This is a genomic window from Streptomyces sp. FXJ1.172, from assembly GCF_001636945.3.
Classification (GTDB): Bacteria; Actinomycetota; Actinomycetes; order Streptomycetales; family Streptomycetaceae; genus Streptomyces.
In genome coordinates, this window is the sequence record NZ_CP119133.2 from 7,733,036 (window position 1) to 7,751,452 (window position 18,417).

At 72.1% G+C, this 18,417-nt stretch carries 18 protein-coding genes; 8 read left to right on the plus strand and 10 right to left on the minus strand.

Features of this window, described 5'->3' with window-relative positions; genetic code table 11:
• The first annotated feature begins 10 nt into the window (after positions 1–10).
• The 6 genes from A6P39_RS34860 (at position 11) to A6P39_RS34885 (ending at position 6,001) form a co-directional block, all read left to right on the plus strand.
• The gene (locus A6P39_RS34860) at positions 11–322 is read left to right on the plus strand and encodes an urease subunit beta (RefSeq protein WP_067049631.1); all 312 of its coding nucleotides are present in this window, start codon (positions 11–13) and stop codon (positions 320–322) included.
• Positions 315–2,036, plus strand: coding sequence for an urease subunit alpha (locus A6P39_RS34865; protein ID WP_067049634.1), 1,722 nt, complete (start codon positions 315–317; stop codon positions 2,034–2,036). Before A6P39_RS34860 ends, A6P39_RS34865 begins: the two co-directional genes overlap by 8 nt.
• A complete protein-coding gene (locus tag A6P39_RS34870; RefSeq protein WP_067049637.1) occupies positions 2,036–2,710 on the plus strand; it encodes an urease accessory protein UreF in 675 nt (224 codons plus the stop codon). The genes A6P39_RS34865 and A6P39_RS34870 overlap by 1 nt, the downstream gene beginning before the upstream one ends.
• 112 nt (positions 2,711–2,822) lie before the next feature.
• Positions 2,823–3,500 carry an urease accessory protein UreG gene (gene ureG, locus A6P39_RS34875; RefSeq protein WP_067049640.1) on the plus strand — a complete coding sequence of 226 codons (678 nt, stop codon included), beginning with the start codon at positions 2,823–2,825 and terminating at the stop codon, positions 3,498–3,500.
• Positions 3,488–4,258: an urease accessory protein UreD gene (locus A6P39_RS34880; protein ID WP_199840872.1), complete on the plus strand. Its 771-nt coding sequence runs from the start codon at positions 3,488–3,490 to the stop codon at positions 4,256–4,258. The genes ureG and A6P39_RS34880 overlap by 13 nt, the downstream gene beginning before the upstream one ends.
• Positions 4,259–4,432: 174 nt before the next feature.
• Positions 4,433–6,001, plus strand: coding sequence for an alpha/beta hydrolase (locus A6P39_RS34885; protein ID WP_067049643.1), 1,569 nt, complete (start codon positions 4,433–4,435; stop codon positions 5,999–6,001).
• Positions 6,002–6,051: 50 nt separating this feature from the next.
• On the opposite strand, the gene A6P39_RS34890 is transcribed toward A6P39_RS34885, so the two are convergent.
• The gene (locus A6P39_RS34890) at positions 6,052–7,074 is read right to left on the minus strand and encodes an NAD-dependent epimerase/dehydratase family protein (RefSeq protein WP_234379011.1); all 1,023 of its coding nucleotides are present in this window, start codon (positions 7,072–7,074) and stop codon (positions 6,052–6,054) included.
• A gap of 75 nt (positions 7,075–7,149) precedes the next feature.
• Positions 7,150–7,875, minus strand: coding sequence for a lysophospholipid acyltransferase family protein (locus A6P39_RS34895; protein ID WP_067049649.1), 726 nt, complete (start codon positions 7,873–7,875; stop codon positions 7,150–7,152).
• A 204-nt stretch (positions 7,876–8,079) separates the two neighbouring features.
• On the opposite strand from A6P39_RS34895, the gene A6P39_RS34900 reads away from it, so the two are divergent.
• Together A6P39_RS34900 and A6P39_RS34905 are read left to right on the plus strand one after the other, a co-directional pair.
• Positions 8,080–8,478: a DUF6153 family protein gene (locus A6P39_RS34900; protein WP_067049652.1), complete on the plus strand. Its 399-nt coding sequence runs from the start codon at positions 8,080–8,082 to the stop codon at positions 8,476–8,478.
• Positions 8,479–8,567: 89 nt separating this feature from the next.
• Positions 8,568–9,200, plus strand: a complete 633-nt coding sequence (locus A6P39_RS34905; RefSeq protein ID WP_067049655.1) for a DUF305 domain-containing protein — start codon at positions 8,568–8,570, stop codon at positions 9,198–9,200.
• A gap of 62 nt (positions 9,201–9,262) precedes the next feature.
• Here the strand turns inward: A6P39_RS34905 and A6P39_RS34910 are convergent, their stop codons facing one another.
• The 8 genes from A6P39_RS34910 to A6P39_RS34945 all read right to left on the minus strand — a co-directional run bounded on the left by A6P39_RS34910 (position 9,263) and on the right by A6P39_RS34945 (position 18,268).
• A complete protein-coding gene (locus A6P39_RS34910; RefSeq protein ID WP_067049658.1) occupies positions 9,263–10,492 on the minus strand; it encodes a PP2C family protein-serine/threonine phosphatase in 1,230 nt (409 codons plus the stop codon).
• A 115-nt stretch (positions 10,493–10,607) separates the two neighbouring features.
• Positions 10,608–13,061: a SpoIIE family protein phosphatase gene (locus tag A6P39_RS34915; RefSeq protein WP_067049661.1), complete on the minus strand. Its 2,454-nt coding sequence runs from the start codon at positions 13,059–13,061 to the stop codon at positions 10,608–10,610.
• Positions 13,062–13,211: 150 nt separating this feature from the next.
• A complete protein-coding gene (gene rocD / locus A6P39_RS34920; protein ID WP_067049664.1) occupies positions 13,212–14,444 on the minus strand; it encodes an ornithine--oxo-acid transaminase in 1,233 nt (410 codons plus the stop codon).
• Positions 14,444–15,253, minus strand: a complete 810-nt coding sequence (gene ddaH, locus A6P39_RS34925) for a dimethylargininase (RefSeq protein WP_067049669.1) — start codon at positions 15,251–15,253, stop codon at positions 14,444–14,446. Before ddaH ends, rocD begins: the two co-directional genes overlap by 1 nt.
• A gap of 154 nt (positions 15,254–15,407) precedes the next feature.
• The gene (locus tag A6P39_RS34930) at positions 15,408–15,893 is read right to left on the minus strand and encodes an Lrp/AsnC family transcriptional regulator (protein ID WP_067049672.1); all 486 of its coding nucleotides are present in this window, start codon (positions 15,891–15,893) and stop codon (positions 15,408–15,410) included.
• A 37-nt stretch (positions 15,894–15,930) separates the two neighbouring features.
• Positions 15,931–16,119, minus strand: a complete 189-nt coding sequence (locus A6P39_RS34935) for a hypothetical protein (RefSeq protein ID WP_067049677.1) — start codon at positions 16,117–16,119, stop codon at positions 15,931–15,933.
• A 70-nt stretch (positions 16,120–16,189) separates the two neighbouring features.
• On the minus strand, positions 16,190–17,140 hold the full coding sequence (locus A6P39_RS34940) for a cytochrome c oxidase assembly protein (protein WP_067049680.1): 951 nt from the start codon (positions 17,138–17,140) through the stop codon (positions 16,190–16,192).
• Positions 17,141–17,242: 102 nt separating this feature from the next.
• The gene (locus tag A6P39_RS34945; RefSeq protein ID WP_067049685.1) at positions 17,243–18,268 is read right to left on the minus strand and encodes a 6-phosphofructokinase; all 1,026 of its coding nucleotides are present in this window, start codon (positions 18,266–18,268) and stop codon (positions 17,243–17,245) included.
• Positions 18,269–18,417: the final 149 nt, after the last annotated feature.

Below are 18,417 nucleotides of genomic sequence, written 5' to 3' on the forward strand. Positions count from 1 at the left end.
GGGGGCCGCGATGATTCCCGGAGAGGTCCTGTTCGCGGACGACCCCGTCGTCTTCAACGCCGGTCGTGAGATCACCCGGCTGACCGTGCTCAACTCCGCCGACCGGCCCGTCCAGGTCGGTTCCCACTACCACTTCGCCGAGGCCAACCCCGGCCTGGAGTTCGACCGTGCCGCGGCACGCGGCAAGCGGCTCAACGTCGCGGCCGGCACCGCCGTGCGCTTCGAGCCCGGGATCCCCGTCGACGTCGAACTCGTCCCCCTCGCCGGCGCCCGCGTCGTGCCCGGGCTGCGCGGGGAGACCGGAGGTGCCCTCGATGCCTGAGATCGCACGCGGCGCCTACGCCGACCTCTTCGGACCCACCGCCGGGGACCGCATCCGGCTCGCCGACACCGACCTGCTCATCGAGATCGAGGAGGACCGCTCCGGCGGCCCCGCAAGCTCCGGGGACGAGGCGGTCTTCGGCGGCGGCAAGGTCATCCGCGAGTCCATGGGGCAGTCCCGGGCCACCCGCGCCGACGGCACCCCCGACACCGTGATCACCGGGGCCGTCATCGTCGACCACTGGGGGATCGTCAAGGCCGACGTCGGCATCCGCGACGGCCGGATCACCGCGATCGGCAAGGCCGGCAACCCCGACACGATGGACGGCGTCCATCCCGACCTGGTCATCGGCCCCGAGACCGAGATCATCGCGGGCAACGGCCGGATCCTGACCGCCGGTGCCATCGACGCGCACGTCCACTTCATCTGCCCCCAGGTCGCCGACGAGGCGCTGGCCTCCGGCATCACCACCCTGGTCGGCGGCGGCACCGGTCCGGCCGAGGGCTCCAAGGCGACCACCGTCACGCCCGGCCCCTGGCATCTCGCCCGGATGTTCGAGGCGATGGAGGCCTACCCGGTCAACGTCGGCTTCCTCGGCAAGGGCAACACCGTCTCCCACGAGGCGATGCTCTCCCAGATCCGCGGCGGCGCGGCCGGCCTGAAGCTGCACGAGGACTGGGGCTCCACCCCCGCCGTCATCGACGCCGCGCTCACCGTGGCGGACCGGACCGGCATCCAGGTCGCCATCCACACGGACACGCTCAACGAGGCCGGATTCGTCGGTGACACCCTCGCCGCGATCGCGGGCCGGGGCATCCACTCGTACCACACCGAGGGCGCGGGCGGCGGGCACGCGCCCGACATCATGACCGTGGTCTCGCAGTCCAACGTGCTGCCCAGCTCCACCAACCCGACCCGGCCGTACACCGTCAACACCGCCGAGGAACACCTCGACATGCTGATGGTGTGCCACCACCTGAACCCGGCGGTCCCCGAGGACCTGGCCTTCGCCGAGTCCCGGATCCGGCCCTCCACCATCGGCGCGGAGGACGTGCTGCACGACCTCGGCGCGATCTCGATCATCTCCTCCGACTCCCAGGCGATGGGGCGCGTCGGCGAGGTGATCCTGCGTACCTGGCAGACGGCGCATGTCATGAAGCGGCGGCGCGGCGCGCTGCCGGGCGACGGGCACGCCGACAACCGGCGGGTACGGCGGTACGTCGCGAAGTACACGATCAACCCCGCGCTCGCCCAGGGGCTGTCCGCCGAGATCGGCTCCGTCGAGACCGGCAAGCTTGCCGATCTCGTGCTGTGGGAGCCCGCGTTCTTCGGCGTCAAGCCGCTCCTCGTGCTCAAGGGCGGACAGATCGCGTACGCGCAGATGGGCGATGCCAACGCCTCCATCCCCACCCCGCAGCCGATCCTGCCGCGCCCGATGTACGGCGCGATCGGCCGCGCCCCGGCCGCCAACTCGGTGAACTTCGCCGCCCCGTTGGCGATCGAGGACGGGCTGCCGGACCGGCTGGGGCTCGGCAAGCGGTTCGTGGCGATCGAGTCCACGCGGCAGGTCACCAAGGCCGACATGCGTGAGAACGACGCCCGGCCCGACGTCCGGATCGACCCCGACAGTTTCGCCGTGCACATCGACGGCGAGCTGGTGGAGGCGACCGCGGCCGCCGAACTGCCCATGGCCCAGCGCTACTTCCTGTTCTGATGAGCAGGGCAGCACTCCTCGTCCTGGCCGACGGCCGCTTTCCCGCCGGAGGGCACGCGCACTCCGGCGGGGCGGAGGCCGCCGTCAAGGCGGGCCGCATCACCGGTGCCGCGAGCCTGGAGGACTTCTGCCGGGGCCGGCTGCACACCGCCGGGCTGGTCGCGGGCGCCCTCGCGGCGGCTGCCGTACTCGGCGTGGAGCCTCGCGAGCTGGACGCGGCGGCGGACGCCCGCACGCCGTCCCCCGCCCTGCGGACCGCCGCGCGCCGGCTCGGCCGGCAGCTGCTGCGGGCCGCGCGCGCGGCCTGGACGTCGGCCGAACTCGACGCGCTGGCACGGGAGTTCCCGAGGGGAGCCCATCAGCCGGTGGTGCTCGGGCTGGCCGCGCGCGCGGCCGGACTGGGTCCGGACGACGCGGCGTACTGCGCGGCGTACGAGAGCGTGAGCGGGCCGGCGACGGCGACCGTGCGGCTGCTGAGCCTGGACCCGTTCGACGCGACGGGTGCCCTGGCCCGGCTGGCCCCCGAGCTGGACCACGTCGCGGACGCGGCGGTGGAGGCGGCGAGGCGGGTGGCCGACCAGGGTGTCGATGCCCTGCCCGCGGCTTCGGCACCGCTGCTGGAGGTCATGGCGGAGGCACACGCCGCCTGGCCGGTGCGGCTGTTCGCGTCATGACCGCCCCCGCCCACCACCCCACTCGCCCGGCCGGGAAGTGACCGCCCCGGTCCTCTCCCGGCCGCCCACCTGGCCGCCCCGCCCGGCCTCGCGCACCACAGGAGCCGTACCCATGCACCTCGACCACTCCCACTCCGGTGCCGCCGCCGTCAGCGCGGACGCGCACCGGCCCGACGGCTCGCGGCGCGCACTGCGCATCGGGCTCGGCGGACCCGTCGGATCCGGGAAGACCGCCACCGTCGCCGCGCTGTGCCGGGCACTGCGCGACGAGTTGTCCCTCGCCGTCGTCACCAACGACATCTACACCCGCGAGGACGCCGAGTTCCTGCTCCGCGAGGCCGTGCTGCCGCCCGAGCGGATCACCGCCGTGGAGACCGGCGCCTGTCCGCACACCGCGATCCGCGACGACATCTCCGCCAACCTCGAGGCCGTGGAGGACCTGGAGGACGAGGTCGGTCCGCTGCACCTGATCCTCGTCGAGTCCGGCGGGGACAACCTCACCGCGACCTTCTCCAAGGGGCTCGTGGACGCGCAGATCTTCGTGATCGACGTGGCCGGCGGCGACGACATCCCGCGCAAGGGCGGCCCGGGCGTCACCACCGCCGACCTGCTCGTGGTCAACAAGACCGACCTCGCGCCGTACGTCGGCTCCGACCTCGAGCGGATGGCCGCCGACGCCGAGGCGCAGCGGGCCGGGCTCCCGGTCGTCTTCCAGTCGTTGCGCGAGGAGGGCGGGGTCGCCGGCGTGGCCGCCTGGGTGCGCGAGCGGCTCGCCGCGTGGACGGCGTGACCGCCACCGGCGTCCGGGCGCACGCGAAGATCGTCGCCCGCGCCGACGGACGCGGCGGAACCGTCCTGCCCGTGCTGGACGGCGACGGCCCGCTGGCCCTGCGCCGCACCCGGGCCGCTGGCGCCGGGGCCAGGGTGATGGTCGTCGGCGCGATGAGCGGCCCGCTCGGCGGCGACCGCTTCACGCTCACGGCGAGCGTGGCGGAAGGCGCCCGGCTGCACGTCGGCTCGGCCGCCGCCACCATCGCGCTGCCCGGCCAGACCAAGCGCGAGGCCGGTTACGACGTCCGGCTCGACGTGGCCGACGGCGCCGAACTGCACTGGCTGCCCGAGCAGTTGATCTCGGCCGCCGGCAGCGACCTGTACGTCACCACCCGCGCCGAACTCGCCGCCGGCGCCCGGCTCGTGCTGCGCGAGGAGCAGGTGCTGGGCCGGGCGGGGGAGCAGCCCGGGCGGCTCACCAGCCGGCTGACGGTGCGCATCGCGGGCCGGACCGTCCTGGACCAGGAACTGTCCTGCGGCCCCGGCGCCCCGGGCGGCTGGGACGGCCCGGCCGTGCTGGCGGGACACCGGGCGGTGGGCCAACTCGTGGTCGTACGCCCCGAGTTCGCGAACAGACCGCCGGGAGCGCGGGCCCTGGGGGAGTGCGCTGCCGTGATACCGCTGGCGGGCCCCGCGGCTCTGGTCAGCGCGGTGGCGCCCGACGCGCTGCGGCTGAGGCGGCTGCTGGACGAGGCTCGGGTACTGCTCGCCGAGTGAGGTGAGTACCGGTCACCGGGACATGATCAACCGGTTATCGGATTGGTAAAGATGGGTGACACCCCCTGTTCTCAGGAGGCTCACAGCCGAGAGGATCCCCGCCTGACCACTCGCAGCGATGCATATGTAGGGGGAGGGGCCCTCTTGAGGGAGAACAGACCGAAGAGCCGCCTGATGGCGCTCGGTTCGGCCGGAGCACTCGTCACCGCCACCCTGATCGCCGGCGCGGTGTCCGCGCCCGCGGCCAGCGCCGCCGGCCGGCCCGGCCAGGACCGGGAGGCCAAGGGAGCCGAGATCGCGGCCGCCCGCGCCGCCGAGAAGGGCATCAACTGGCAGGACTGCCCCGCCGACTGGGGCTTTGCCAAGCCCATCCAGTGCGGCTGGGTCAGCGTGCCGCTCGACTACGCCCACCCGTACGGCAAGCAGATCAAGCTCGCCGTCGACCGCATCGGCAACACCGGCACCAAGGCCGAGCGCCAGGGCGCGCTCGTCTACAACCCGGGCGGCCCCGGCGGCTCCGGGATGCGCTTCCCGACCCGCGTCGTCAACAAGAATCCCGTCTGGGCGAACGTCGCCAAGGCCTACGACTTCGTCGGCTTCGACCCGCGCGGCGTCGGCCACTCGGCGCCCATCTCCTGCGAGGACCCGCAGGAGTTCGTGAAGGCCCCGAAGGCGGACCCGGTCCCCGGCAGCGAGGCGGACAAGCTGGCCCAGCGCAAGCTGGCCCGGCAGTACGCGGACGGCTGCCTGGAGCGCACCGGACGGGCGATGCTCCAGCAGATGACCACGCCCAACACCGCCCGCGACCTGGACGTCATCCGCGCGGCCCTGGGCGAGAAGAAGCTCAACTACCTCGGTGTCTCCTACGGCACCTACCTCGGCGCCGTCTACGGCACGCTCTTCCCGGGCCACCTGCGCCGGATGATCGTCGACAGCGTGGTCGACCCGGCCCGCGAGAACATCTGGTACCAGGCCAACCTGAACCAGGACGTGGCCTTCGAGGGCCGCTGGAAGGACTGGGAGGACTGGGTCGCCGCGAACGACGCCGCCTTCCGCCTCGGCACCACCCGCGCCGCCGTCCAGGACAAGTGGCTCCAGCTGCGCGCCACGGCCAAGAAGAACCCGATCGGCGGGGTCGTCGGCCCGGCCGAGCTGATCTCCTTCTTCCAGAGCGCTCCGTACTACGACTCGTCGTGGGTGCCGGTCGCCACGGTGTTCAGCAAGTACTTCGCCGGTGACACGAAGGCGCTCGTCGACGCCGCCGGCCCCAACCTGTCGAACACGGCCGGCAACATCAGCGCCGAGAACGGCAACGCCGTCTACACGGCCGTCGAGTGCACCGACGCCAAGTGGCCGACCAGTTGGCACAAGTGGGACCGGGACAACACCCGGCTCAACAAGGACTACCCGTTCATGACCTGGGCGAACGCCTGGATGAACCTGCCCTGCGCCACCTGGCCGGTCAAGCAGCAGACCCCGGTCGACGTGCGTACCGGCAAGGGCCTGCCGCAGGTGCTGATCGTGCAGTCCACCCGGGACGCCGCGACCCCGTACCCGGGCGCCGTCGACCTGCACAAGCGCTTCAGGGACTCCCGCCTGATCACCGAGAAGGACGCGGGCTCCCACGGGGTGACCGGCCTGGTCAACCCCTGCATCAACCAGCGCGTCGACGCCTACCTGATCGACGGCAGGCTGGACGGCGAGGACGTGACCTGCGGCCCGCACGCCACGCCCAAGCCGTAACCGGGACGTACTCTGACGAGGGGCGGCCGGACCTTCCGGCCGCCCCTCGCTCATGCCGCGAACCAGGCGTCCTCGGCCGCGTAGTCGAAGAGGTCCGGGTACCTGTCGGCGAAGTGCGGGAAGCACTCCCGCCAGTCCCGCTCGGCGAGCGCCTCCGTCAGCCACGCCACCGTCTCCGGCAGGCTCCCGGCGTACGACACCACCGGTTGGTAGCCCAACTCCCGCTTCGCGGCGGACATGTCGAAGACGACCGGCAGCGGAATCGACCACGGCGTCCCGCCGACGGAGCCCTCGGGCGCGCCGTCGAGGAACGACGTCTGCGTCTCCACGCCCATCACCGCGTCGATCGCCGCGCCGATCTCGGCCGCCGTCGGCGTCTCGTCGTCACAGGCGTTCAGCACCCGGGTACCGGGCCGGGCCGCCGCCAGCCGCGCCAGTTCCGCGATGTTCCGGGCGCTCGACGGATGGAACAGGCTCCGGCCCTTGTACGCCAGCACCCGCCTGCGCCTGCCGTCCAGGTTCCGCTTCACGAAGTACAGCTCACGGGGCAGCGGGCTGTACGGCCCGTGCACCGCGGCCGGCCGCAGCACGGTGACCGGGAACTCATCGGCCACGGTGCGCAGTTCACGCTCCAGCGCGGCCTTGTTGGTGCTGTACGACGTCTCGCCCGGGGCGATGGTCTGCTGGGCCTCCTGGACCGGCACCGGAAAGGCCGGAAAGCCGTCCGGCTCGCCCAGCGTGTCGAAATTCCGTCCGGACCCGTCCTCGTACACGGACACGGTGGAGATCACCACCGCCGAGCCCACCCGGCCCGCGAGGGACGTCAACTGCCGGGCGTGCCGGGCGTCGTAGGCGACCACGTCGACCAGCACGTCACAGTCGTCGCCGACGAGCGCCGCCAGAGCCGTGTCGTCGGAGCGGTCCAGCCGGGCCGTCCGTACCCCCTCGTCCCACCCTGCGTCCCTGCCGCCGCCCCGCGAGGCGGCCGTCACCTCCCAGCCGTCCCGCGCCAGCGCGTCCACCACCGGACGGCCGATCTGTCCGCTTGCCCCGATCACCACAGCTTTCTTCATACGGCGAGCCTAGGCGCGGGGGCCGCGCGGGGCCCGGACGTTCTGCCGTCGGCAGAGGAGTGTTCGGCCATGTGTTCAACTGAGCGGCGCCCGCGGGAACCTGCGCTCCTTCTCGCCCTTCTCCGCGGCCTGCCGCTCCTTGACGACGGCCGCGTACTCGTCGACGTACTCCTGCTCGGAGAGCGTCAGGATGGCGTACATGATCTCGTCGGTGACGGCCCGCAGGATCGCCCTCTCCTGCTCCATACCGGCATATCGGGAGAAGTCGAGGGGCTTGCCGAAGCGGATGGTGACGGGGTGGATGTTCGGGACGACCTTGCCGGGCGGCTGGGCCTCGAAGGTGCCGATCATCGCGCACGGCACCACCGGCACCCCGGCCCTCAGCGCCATGACGGCCACGCCGACCTTGCCCTTGTAGAGCCTGCCGTCGTGCGAGCGGGTGCCCTCCGGGTAGATGCCGAGCAGCTCGCCCCTGCCCAGCACCCCGAGCCCCTCCCGGATCGCCGCCTGGCCGGCGTCCTTGCCCGAGCGGTCCACCGGGATCTGCCCGGCGCTGCGGAAGAAGAACGCGGTGAGCCGGCCCTTGAGCCCCGGCCCGGTGAAGTACTCCGCCTTGGCGAGGAACGTGATCCGGCGCCCCAGCATCGTCGGCATCAGGAAGTGGTCGGAGAACGACAGATGGTTCCCGGCGACGATCGCGGGTCCCGAGTCCGGCACATTCTCCAGGCCCTCGATCCGGGGCCGGAAGACCAGTCTCAGCAGGGGGCCCAGCAACACGTACTTGAGCAGGTAGTAGAACACGGCTCGCCCCTCACTCCGCCGGGCCCGGCGGTACACCGATGTCGTCCGGTCATGATCGCGGAGCCGGCCCGCGTACGTCTGCAGTCGAGCCAATACGTAACCGCCTCACACTCCCCTCATACCCGCCAGGGCCGGCCGGCCTCGCTCACCCGCGCGGCGGCTCCCCGACGGCCGCCCGCCGCTGCCGCTCGTACGCTGATCCCGATGATCAGCACCGGACGGCACGCCCCGCACCCGCCCCCGTGGCGGCGCTGCGTGCTGCTCGTGCTGGCCTTGTTCGTGGGGCTGTTGGGCGTGCACGCGCTGGGGTCCGGCGGGGCCCCGGGACGCACGGAGCACGCCCGCGCCGCACACCCCCTCGCCCTGACCGCGCAGGACGGCTGTCCGGGCGGTGACAGGCACCGCGGCGGTGGCCGGCGGCAGCACGCCGACGCCGCGTGTGCGTCGGGCGTGGTGACCGGCGGTCTCCAGCTGCCGGCACTGCTCCCCGACCCGGTGGCCGCCAACGCCCCGGACACCTGCCCGCGCTCCCGTGCGGCCACGGGACTGGACGGCGCCCGCGCCCCTCCATCCCCGGCCGGACTCCACGTCCTGCGGACCTAGGCCCCCCGGCCGCGCCCGCCCCTTCGGGGATACCCCGCGGCCGTGCTCACGCGTGCCCGAAATCCCTTGAGAAACACAGGAGTTCCCGCATGACCACTCGTACTTCGACGCGTTGTGCCGCCCTGGCCGCGCTCGCCGTGACCGCCGTCCTCGTCCTCGCCGCCTGCGGTGGAGGCGGTGACGCCAGCGGCCATGCCGGCCCCGGCACCTCCGCCACCCCGAGCGCGTCGGCCGGCACCAAGCACAACGCCCAGGACGTCGCCTTCGCACAGGACATGATCCCGCATCACCAGCAGGCCCTGGAGATGACCCGGCTGGCGCCCGACAGGGCGTCCTCGGCCCAGGTCAAGGACCTCGCCAGCCGCATCGAGAAGGCGCAGGACCCCGAGATCCGCACGATGACCGGCTGGCTCAGAGCCTGGGGCGAGAAGGTGCCCATGGCCGGCATGGACCACTCGGGGCACTCCGGCATGCCCGGGATGTCTGGCACATCTGGAATGGTGAGCGACAGCGACATGGCCGCGCTGAAGCAGGCCCACGGCAAGGACTTCGACACCAAGTTCCTGTCCCTGATGGTCGAGCACCACCAGGGAGCCGTGGAGATGGCCGACACCGAGAGGGTCAAGGGCGCCTACGGCCCCGCCCGGCTTCTGGCGGCCACCGTCGTCGCGGGGCAGACCGCCGAGATCACGGAGATGAAGAAGCTCCTCGGCACGCACTGACGCCAGGCGGGCGGGGGCCGTGCCGGCGGCACGGCCCCCGCCGCACCCCTGGGCCCTTTGGCTCACAGGCGCACGATGACCAGCGCCGTGTCGTCGGTGGCGCCCCCCGGAGGCAGCAGTTCCAGCAGGACGGCGTCCGCGAGGCTCTCGGGGTCCTTTGGGCGATGGCGCTCGAGGGAGTCGGCGAGGCGGGCCAGACCGGTGTCGATGTCCTCGCCGCGCCGCTCGATCAGGCCGTCGGTGTAGAGGACGAGGGTGGCTCCCTCGGCGTAGGCCGTGAAGGCCTGGGGCCGCGGGATCGGGTCGGGGCGGGCGTCGAGCGGCGGGTCGGTGGCCTGGTCGAGGAACTCCACGCGGCCGTCGGCGTGGACGAGGACGGGCGGCGGGTGCCCCGCGCTGCTGTAGCTGATCACGTGGTGGTCGAAATCGATGAACGTCGAGACGGCGGTGGCCGATTCGGCGCCGTCGACCACGTGTGCGTACCGCCCGAGGACGTTCAGCGCCTCGCCCGGTCCCGAGGCGACCCGGCAGGCGGCGCTCAGCGCGCTGCGCAGCTGGCCCATGACTCCGGCGGCCTCGAGGCCGTGCCCGACCACGTCCCCCACGGCCACGCCCATGCGGTGGCCGCCCACCAGGTCGACGATGTCGTACCAGTCCCCGCACACGTTCAACGCGCCGGCCGCGGGCCGGTAGCGCACGGCGGCACGATGGCTGCCGACCTGCCGGGGGGCCGGCAGCATCGCCTTCTGCAGGGCGAGTGCCACCTCGCGCTCGCGGGCGTGGGCCTGGCGCAGCCGTTCGTTGACCTCCTGCAGTTCCCGGGCGCGCGTGTACAGCTCGGCCTCGAGGACGCGGGCCCGGCTGCCGGTGGGGCCGCCGCGGGCCCGGATCAGCTCGGTGACCTCCTCGACCCGGTGCACCAGCAGTACCACCGTGCCGTCCGGGCCGGTCACCGGCGCGTTGACCGGGCTCCAGTAGCGACCCTCCCACTCCCCGGGCCGCTCGGGGTTCTCGACGTCGTAGCGCTGCAGGGCCATGGCGTCGCGCTCGCCGGTGGCCGCGACCCGCTTCAGCGACGCGGCCAGGTTGCGCATGCCCGAGGCGCCGTCGCCCTTCGGGTTGTCCGGGAAGACGTCGAAGAGGTAGCGCCCCACCACCTGCTCACGGCTGCGCCCGGCCATGCGCAGGAACTCCCGGTTGGCGTCCACGTAGACCAGATCGGGCGTCAGCAGTGCCACCATGCCCGGCAGTGCCTGGAACACTTCCGTGTAGTCGATGGCCGTGTCGTCCATGGCCGCCACCCATCCGCCGCGATCACGCAGGCCCCGCCGCTTCCCATGCCAGCCGCTCGTCGGCCGTTTGTCAGCCGTTTTCTATGTCATACGACGTACCTGGTCGCTCCGCATGTCAGACGGGCGGATCCGTCAGGGACTGCTCGGCCCAGATGACCTTCCCTCCGGGGACGAAGCGGGTCCCCCACCGTTCGGTGAACTGCGAGACCAGCAGCAGCCCGCGGCCGCCCTCGTCCGTGGTGCGCGGATGGCGCAGATGGGGTGCGGTGGCACCGCCGTCGGAGACCTCGCAGATCAGGGCGCGCTCCCTGATCAGCCGGAGCCGGATGGGGCCGTGCGCGTGCCGGATGGCGTTGGTGACCAGTTCGCTCACGACAAGTTCGATGACGAACGCCAGCTCCTCCATGCCCCACTCCTCCAGCTGCTGGGCGGCCGCCTTGCGGGCGTCGGCGACCACGGCGGGGTCGGCGGCCAGGTCCCAGTCGGCGACCTGGCCGGCGTCCAGCAGCCTGGTGCGGGCCATCAGCAGGGCGACGTCGTCGTGCGGCCGGGCCGGGACCAGGGCGTCGATCACGGACCGGCAGCGCAGGTCCAGGGATGCGGCCTGCTTCCCGAGGGCGTGGCGCAGCCGCTCGTTGTCCGTCTCCGCGGTCGCCTCGCCGTCCTCGTGGGCCAGCAGCCCGTCGGTGTGCAGGACCAGGGTGCTGCCCTCGGGCAGGGCCAGCTCGACCGACTCGAAGGGCGGGCCGCCGACCCCGAGCGGCGGGCCCTGCGGGACGTCGACGAAGCTCACGGTGCCGTCGGGCCGGACGACGGCGGGCGCGGCATGGCCCGCCGCGGCCATCGTGCACTGCCCGTCGACGGGGTCGTAGACGACGTACACACAGACCGGCCCCGCCGCCCGGTCGCCTGCGCCCGGGGGCCGTGCGCCCTCCTCGTGGACGGTCCGCGCCACCAGGTCGTCCAGGTGCGCGAGGACCTCCTCGGGCGGCAGGTCCAGTGCCGCGAGGGTGCGTACGGCGGTGCGCAGCCGGCCCATGGCCGCGGCGGCGTCGATCCCGTGCCCCGGTACCTCGCCCACGATCAGCGCCACCCGGGCCCCGGACAGCGGGATGAGGTCGTACCAGTCGCCGCCGAGACCGGTCAGCTCGTCGGCCGGGCGGTAGCAGGCGCCCACCTCCACCGCGCCCTGCTCGGGCATCCGGTGCGGCAGCAGACTGCGCTGGAGGACCAGGGCCGCGTCCCGCTCACGGGTGTAGCGGCGGGCGTTGTCCACGCAGACCGCCGCCCGGGACACCAGGTCCTCGGCGAGACTGAGGTCGTCCGCGTCGAACGGCTCCTGACGGTGGCGCCGGAAGAAGGTCGTGACGCCCAGCGTGACGCCTCGCGCGCGGACCGGCACGATCATCACGCTGTGCAGGCCCAGCTCCAGGAAGGTCGCCTCCCGGTCGCCGGGGACGTCCGCCGCCCACTCCCGGGCCAGCGGGTCGAGCCGCTCCTCGCGCCAGGAACGGCCCGTGGTCAGACAGCGGATCGGGGGCGATCCGGCGAGGTACGTGGCGACCTCGCCGATCCCGACGACGGCCTCCGGGACCCCGGGGATCACCGACTGCTGCCCGGCCCGCCGCAGCGGCACCCCGTTCATGTCGCCGACCGGCCCCGGCTCGGGCTCCCCGCCCCGCAGCACGGACTCCAGCAGATCCACGCAGACGAAGTCGGCGAAGTCCTGCACGGCCACGTCCGCCAGTTCCTGCGCGGTCCGCGCGATGTCCAGGGTGCGTCCGATCTGTTCGCCGGCCCGGTCGAGCAGGGCGAGCCGCTGCCGGGCGCGGTGCCGTTCGGTGATGTCGACGACGGTGTAGTACACGCCCACCGGGCGGCCCCGGTCGTCGTCCAGGCGGGTGAACGACATCATGTGCGCCATCTCGCGGTGCGGCGCCGACCGCACCCGGCCCACGTGCTCGTAGCCGACCACCGGCCGCCCGGTCGCCAGCACCTGCCGCATCTGCGTCTCGATGCTCGCGGCGTCGATGCCCGGCTGGATCTGCGACAGCCGCAGTCCCAGCCGCTCTCGCGGGGGGCCGCCGCCGAACCGTTCCAGGGCCGCGTTCGACCAGACGCACCGCAGATCGGTGTCCACGATCGCTATGCCGACGGGGGAGTCGGTCACCATCTGCTCCAGCACCGCACGGCTCATGTCCCAGCCGCGTGCCCCGGACATGTCGCTGAGCAGCACCAGCCAGTGCGGTGCGCCGCCGGGTTCCACCGCGGGAGTGATCCGCACCATCACCCGCACCGGCTGCCCGTCCTTGCGCCGTGCGGTCAGCAGCCCCGCCCAGCCGCCGTCCCTGCGGCACTGCTCGGCCAGCTCGGGCACCCGCGCGGCGTCCTCGGCGGACAGCAGGCCGGTCACCCGGGTGCCCACCACCTCGGCGGCCGTGTACGTCAGCAGCCGCTGGGCATCGCGGGTCCAGCTCGTCACCACACCCTGTGCGTCGAGCAGCAGGGGCGCGGCATCGGCCACGTCGAACCGTTGCGGGGCGACATCCTGCTTCTCGTGAGTGCCCACGATCGACCTCTCTGTCGCTGAGAGTGGTCTACCCCCTATCTTCCCCCTCTTCACGCTTCGTACATCGGGCAGGGAGGGCAGGCGGGCAGGGAGGGCAAGCGGGTGGCGGCGGCAAGCGGGTGGGGGCGGCATGCGGCCGCCCCCACCGGATCAGGGGGCCAGCACCCGCTTCAGCGCCGCCAGCGCCGAGCGCAGTTCCTCCGCTGTGATGGTCAGCGGGGGCGCCAGCCGGATCGTGGATCCATGGGTGTCCTTGACCAGGACCCCCTCCCGCATCAGCCGCTCGCTGATCTCACGGCCGCTGCCGATCGCCGGATCGATGTCGACGCCCGCCCACAGGCCGCGCGCCCGGAAGCCGACCACGCCCGCGCCGACCAGCTCGGCCAGCCCGTCGCGCAGGGTTCCCCCCAGCTCGTCGGCCCGCCGCTGGAACTCGCCGGTCTGCAGCAGGCCGACCACGGCGGTGCCGACCGCCGCCGCGAGCGGGTTGCCGCCGAACGTCGAGCCGTGCTCGCCCGGGTGCAGCACGCCCAGCACCTCGCGCCGGGCCACCACCGCCGACACCGGCACGATGCCGCCGCCGAGCGCCTTGCCGAGCAGCAGCACGTCCGGCATGACGTCCTCGTGCTCGACGGCGAGGGTACGGCCCGTGCGGCCGAGGCCCGACTGGATCTCGTCCGCGATGAACAGACAGCCCTTGCGCCGGGTCAGTTCGCGCACCCCGGTGAGGTAGCCGGGAGAGGGGATGACGACGCCCGCCTCGCCCTGGATGGGCTCGATCAGCACCGCCGCCGTCGTCTCGTCGACCGCCTCCTCCAGCGCGGCCAGGTCGTCGTACGGCACGATCTTGAAGCCGGGCGTGAACGGGCCGAAGCCCGTCCGGGCGGTCTCGTCCGTGGAGAAGCTGACGATGGTCGTCGTACGGCCGTGGAAGTTCTCCGCCGCGACGACGATCGTCGCCTGCCCGTCCGGGACGCCCTTGACGTCGTACGCCCACTTGCGGGCCACCTTGATGCCGCTCTCCACGGCCTCCGCGCCGGTGTTCATCGGCAGCACCATGTCCAGCCCGGTCAGCTCCGCGAGCCGCTCGGCGAACTCGGCGAGCCGGTCGTTGTGGAAGGCGCGGGAGGTGAGCGTCAGCTGGTCCAGCTGGCGGTGCGCGGCCTCGATCAGCGCCGGGTGGCGGTGGCCGAAGTTCAGCGCCGAGTAGCCGGCGAGCATGTCCAGGTAGCGCCGGCCCTCGACGTCCTCGACCCAGGTGCCCTCGGCCCGCGCGACGACCACGGGCAGCGGGTGGTAGTTGTGCGCGAGGACCGGTTCCTCGGCGCGGATCAGGTCGGCGGACGTACGGGTGCGCGCGGATACTCGGGTGGGCGCGGTCATCAGCGGATCTCCTGGGTGCAGCACTTGATGCCACCGCCGGCCTTGTGGAACTCCGACAGGTCGACGGGGACGGGGACGTAACCGTGGCGGGTGAGGCTCTCGGCCAGCGCCTCGGCCCGGGGCGCGATGAAGACGTTCCGGCCGTCGGACACGGAGTTCAGGCCGAACGCCATCGCGTCGTCGCGGGTGGCGAGCACCGCCTCCGGGTACAGGCGGCGCAGCACCTCGCGGCTGCCCGCCGAGAACGCCTCGGGGTAGTAGCAGATGTTGTCGTCGTCGAGCACGAACAACGCCGTGTCCAGGTGGTAGAAGTACGGGTCCACCAGGGTCAGGCCGATCACCGGATGCCCGAGGAACTCCTGGGCCTCCCGGTGGGCCTCGCGGGTGGTGCGGAACCCGGTGCCGGCGAGCACGTACCGGCCGGTCCACACCAGGTCTCCCTCACCTTCGGTCACCGACTCGGGGCGGTACACGTCGTAGCCCGCGGTCTTGAACCAGGTGTCGTAGTGCACCGACTCGGGACGTCGCTCGGGTGCGTGGAACAGGGAGCCGAAGACCCGGCCGCCGACCACGAACGCCGCGTTGGCGGCGAAGACCATGTCGGGCAGGCCGGGCACCGGCTGCACCGACTCGACGCGGTGCCCGTGCGCGCGGTAGGCGCGGATCAGCGTCTGCCACTGATCCTGGGCGAGGTCCACATCGACGGGACGATCGGGATGCATCCAGGGATTGATCGCGTAACTGACGGCGAAATGTCTGGGTTCACAGACGAGAAAGCGCCGGGGGCGCGGCACACGGCTTTCGGACACAGAGGGTTTCCTCCGCTTTCCTGTGTGTCACTGAGGGGTGACACAACGGTAGGAACGGAGATCGGCGACCGACAAGCGACAAGAGCTGCGTGCATGCGCAGCATCGATGCGTTGTGAACGGCGTACACGCACGAGTGCTGCGCATACTCCAGGGTCATTCGGGGGCCGCATGGGTGGCGCCCGCCTCCGGGCTCTCCGGCAGCAGATGCGACAGCACCATCACGCTGATCGTCTTCCGGATGAACGGCTCGGTGCGGATCCGCTCCAGCACCTCCTCGAAGTGCTCCACGTCCCGCGCCCGCACATGCAGCAGCGCGTCCGCGCCGCCGGTCACCGTCATGGCCGCCGTGATCTCCGGATAGGCCTGGACGACCTCCGCCAGCCGCCGGGGCGGGGCCGCGCCCTCGCAGTACACCTCGACGTACGCCTCCGTGCGCCAGCCCAGTGCCAGGGGCTTCACCGTGGCCGTGAACCCGGTGATCACCCCGGTCTCCCGCAGCCGGTCCACGCGCCGTTTGACCGCGGTGGACGACAGCCCGATCGCAGCGCCGATCTCGGCGAAGCTGGTCCGGGCGTTCGCCATCAGCGCGGTGATGATCTTCCGGTCGAGATCGTCGAAGGAGGCGTTCCTGCTGTTCATGCGGGCACTGTAATCAGCCACGCCCGCGGCGCGGGAGCTACGACTGCGTGACGACCATGGCGAGGGTCAGCAGACCCAGCACCACCCAGCCGAACCACAGCCAGCCGTTGCTGCCGAGCGCGACCGTGTAGGCGGTCACGACGACGAGCCCGCCGACCGTGAGAACCCCCATCGCCTTGGTGGAGCCGTTCGTCGAGCCGTTCGTACCGTTCGTGGAACCGGGCATCGCGACACCCTCCTCATGGTCCGTCCTTGACCATGGTGCCCCCGATCCCGCCCGGAGGGGACGGCTCCGGCTAGCTCTCGCGTGCGTTCAGCGAGGCCAGGTAGGCGTTGTACGCCTCCAGCTCCTTGTCTCCGTCGCGATCCGCGGCCCGGTCCTTGCGCTTGGCCTGGCGCTGCTCGGAGCGGTACCACTGGAACAGCAGCGCGATCAGCACCAGAACCGACGGGATCTCGCTGAACGCCCAGGCGATGCCGCCGGCCGCGTTCTGGTCGGACAGCGCGTCGATGCCGAGCGAGGCGGCTGGGTGCTTGAAGGTCCCCACCATCGGCGTCGACGCCATCATCAGCGCGATACCGAAGAACGCGTGGAACGGCATGCCCGCGAACAGCTCCAGCATCCGCATCACGTATCCCGGCCGGTGCGGACCCGGGTCGACGCCCATGATCGGCCAGAAGAACACCATGCCCACGGCGAAGAAGTGCACCATCATCGCGATGTGCCCGGCCCGCGACCCCATCAGGAAGTCGAACAGCGGGGTGAAGTACAGGACGTACAGGCTCGCGATGAACATCGGGATCGTGAACGCCGGGTGCGTGACGATCCGCATGTACCGGCTGTGCAGCAGCGCCAGCAGCAGCTCGCGCGGGCCCTTGCGGCCCCGGCCGGCGACGGGCAGCGCGCGCAGCGCCAGGGTGACCGGGGCGCCGAGCAGGATCAGGATCGGCGACAGCATGCTGATGATCATGTGCTGCACCATGTGCACGCTGAACATGACCATGCCGTAGTCGTTCAGCTTGGTGCACATCACCAGCGCCACGGTCAGCACACCGACGACGTACGACACCGTACGGCCCATGGGCCAGGCGTCCCCGCGCCGCCGCAGCCGGACCACACCCCAGCCGTACAGCCCGAGCCCGAGCAGACAGGCGACCAGGAAGAACGGGTCGGTGGACCACTGAAGCCCCCGTCCCAGCGTGAACGGCGGCAGATCCATCATCATGCCGTGCCCGCTGTGATCCATCCGGCGGCTCCTGATTCGTGGGGGTTGTGCAAGATGTCCGCCCCAAGACTAGAACCGCCCCCGGTCACGTCCGTGACCGGGGGCGGGTTGTCATCGGGTGAACTACAGGACGCACTCCGCCTCGTCATACCGCTCCACCGGCACGGTCTTCAGCGTCTCCACCGCCTCCGCCAGCGACACCATCACGATGTCGGTGCCGCGCAGGGCGGTCATCCGGCCGAACTCGCCGCGGTGCACGGCCTCCACCGCGTGCCAGCCGAAGCGCGTGGCGAGCACCCGGTCGTACGCCGTCGGCGTGCCACCGCGCTGGACATGCCCGAGGATGACCGGCCGCGCCTCCTTGCCGAGCCGCTGCTCCAGCTCGATCGACAGCTGGCGGGCGATCCCGGCGAAGCGCTCGTGGCCGTAGACGTCCTTGCCGCCCTCGTCGAACTCCATCGTGCCCGGCTTCGGCTTGGCGCCCTCCGCCGCGACCACGATGGCGAACCGCTTGCCCGCCTCGAACCGCTCGCCGACCCTCTTCGTCAACTCCTCGATGTCGAAGGGCCGTTCCGGTACGACGACGGCGTGGGCGCCGGCCGCCATGCCGGAGTGCAGCGCGATCCAGCCGGTGTGCCGGCCCATGACCTCCACGATCAGCACCCGCTGGTGCGACTCGGCGGTGGTCTTCAGCCGGTCCAGGGCCTCGGTGGCCACGGTCACGGCCGTGTCGAAGCCGAACGTGACATCGGTGACAGCGATGTCGTTGTCGATCGTCTTGGGCACGCCCACGATCGGCAGCCCGCTGTCCGACAGCAGCCGGGCCGCCTTCAGCGTGCCCTCACCGCCGATCGGGATGATCGCGTCCAGACCGAGTTCCTCGACATGGCCCTTCGCCCGCTCCACACCGTCGCGCAGGTGCTCCGGGCGGACCCGGGAGGAGCCGAGGATGGTGCCGCCGCGCGCCAGGATGCCACCCACGGCGTCGAGGTCGAGCTTGAGGTAGTCGCACTCGAGGAGGCCTTTCCAGCCGTCCCGGAAACCGATGACCTCGTCGCCGTGGTCGGCGACGGCACGGTGCACGACGGACCGGATGACGGCGTTCAGGCCGGGGCAGTCGCCGCCGGACGTGAGGACACCAATGCGCATAGCCCGAAATACCTTCTCAACGTGGGCCGGGTAGACCGGACCACGTTGTCCGGCGGATTCCCGGCCACCCTACCGGCGTGAGGGGGTGGCTCCGTAGCGGGCGTCCGCCTGCTGGACGCGCCCGCACATGTGAGCGGACGCCCCGTCAG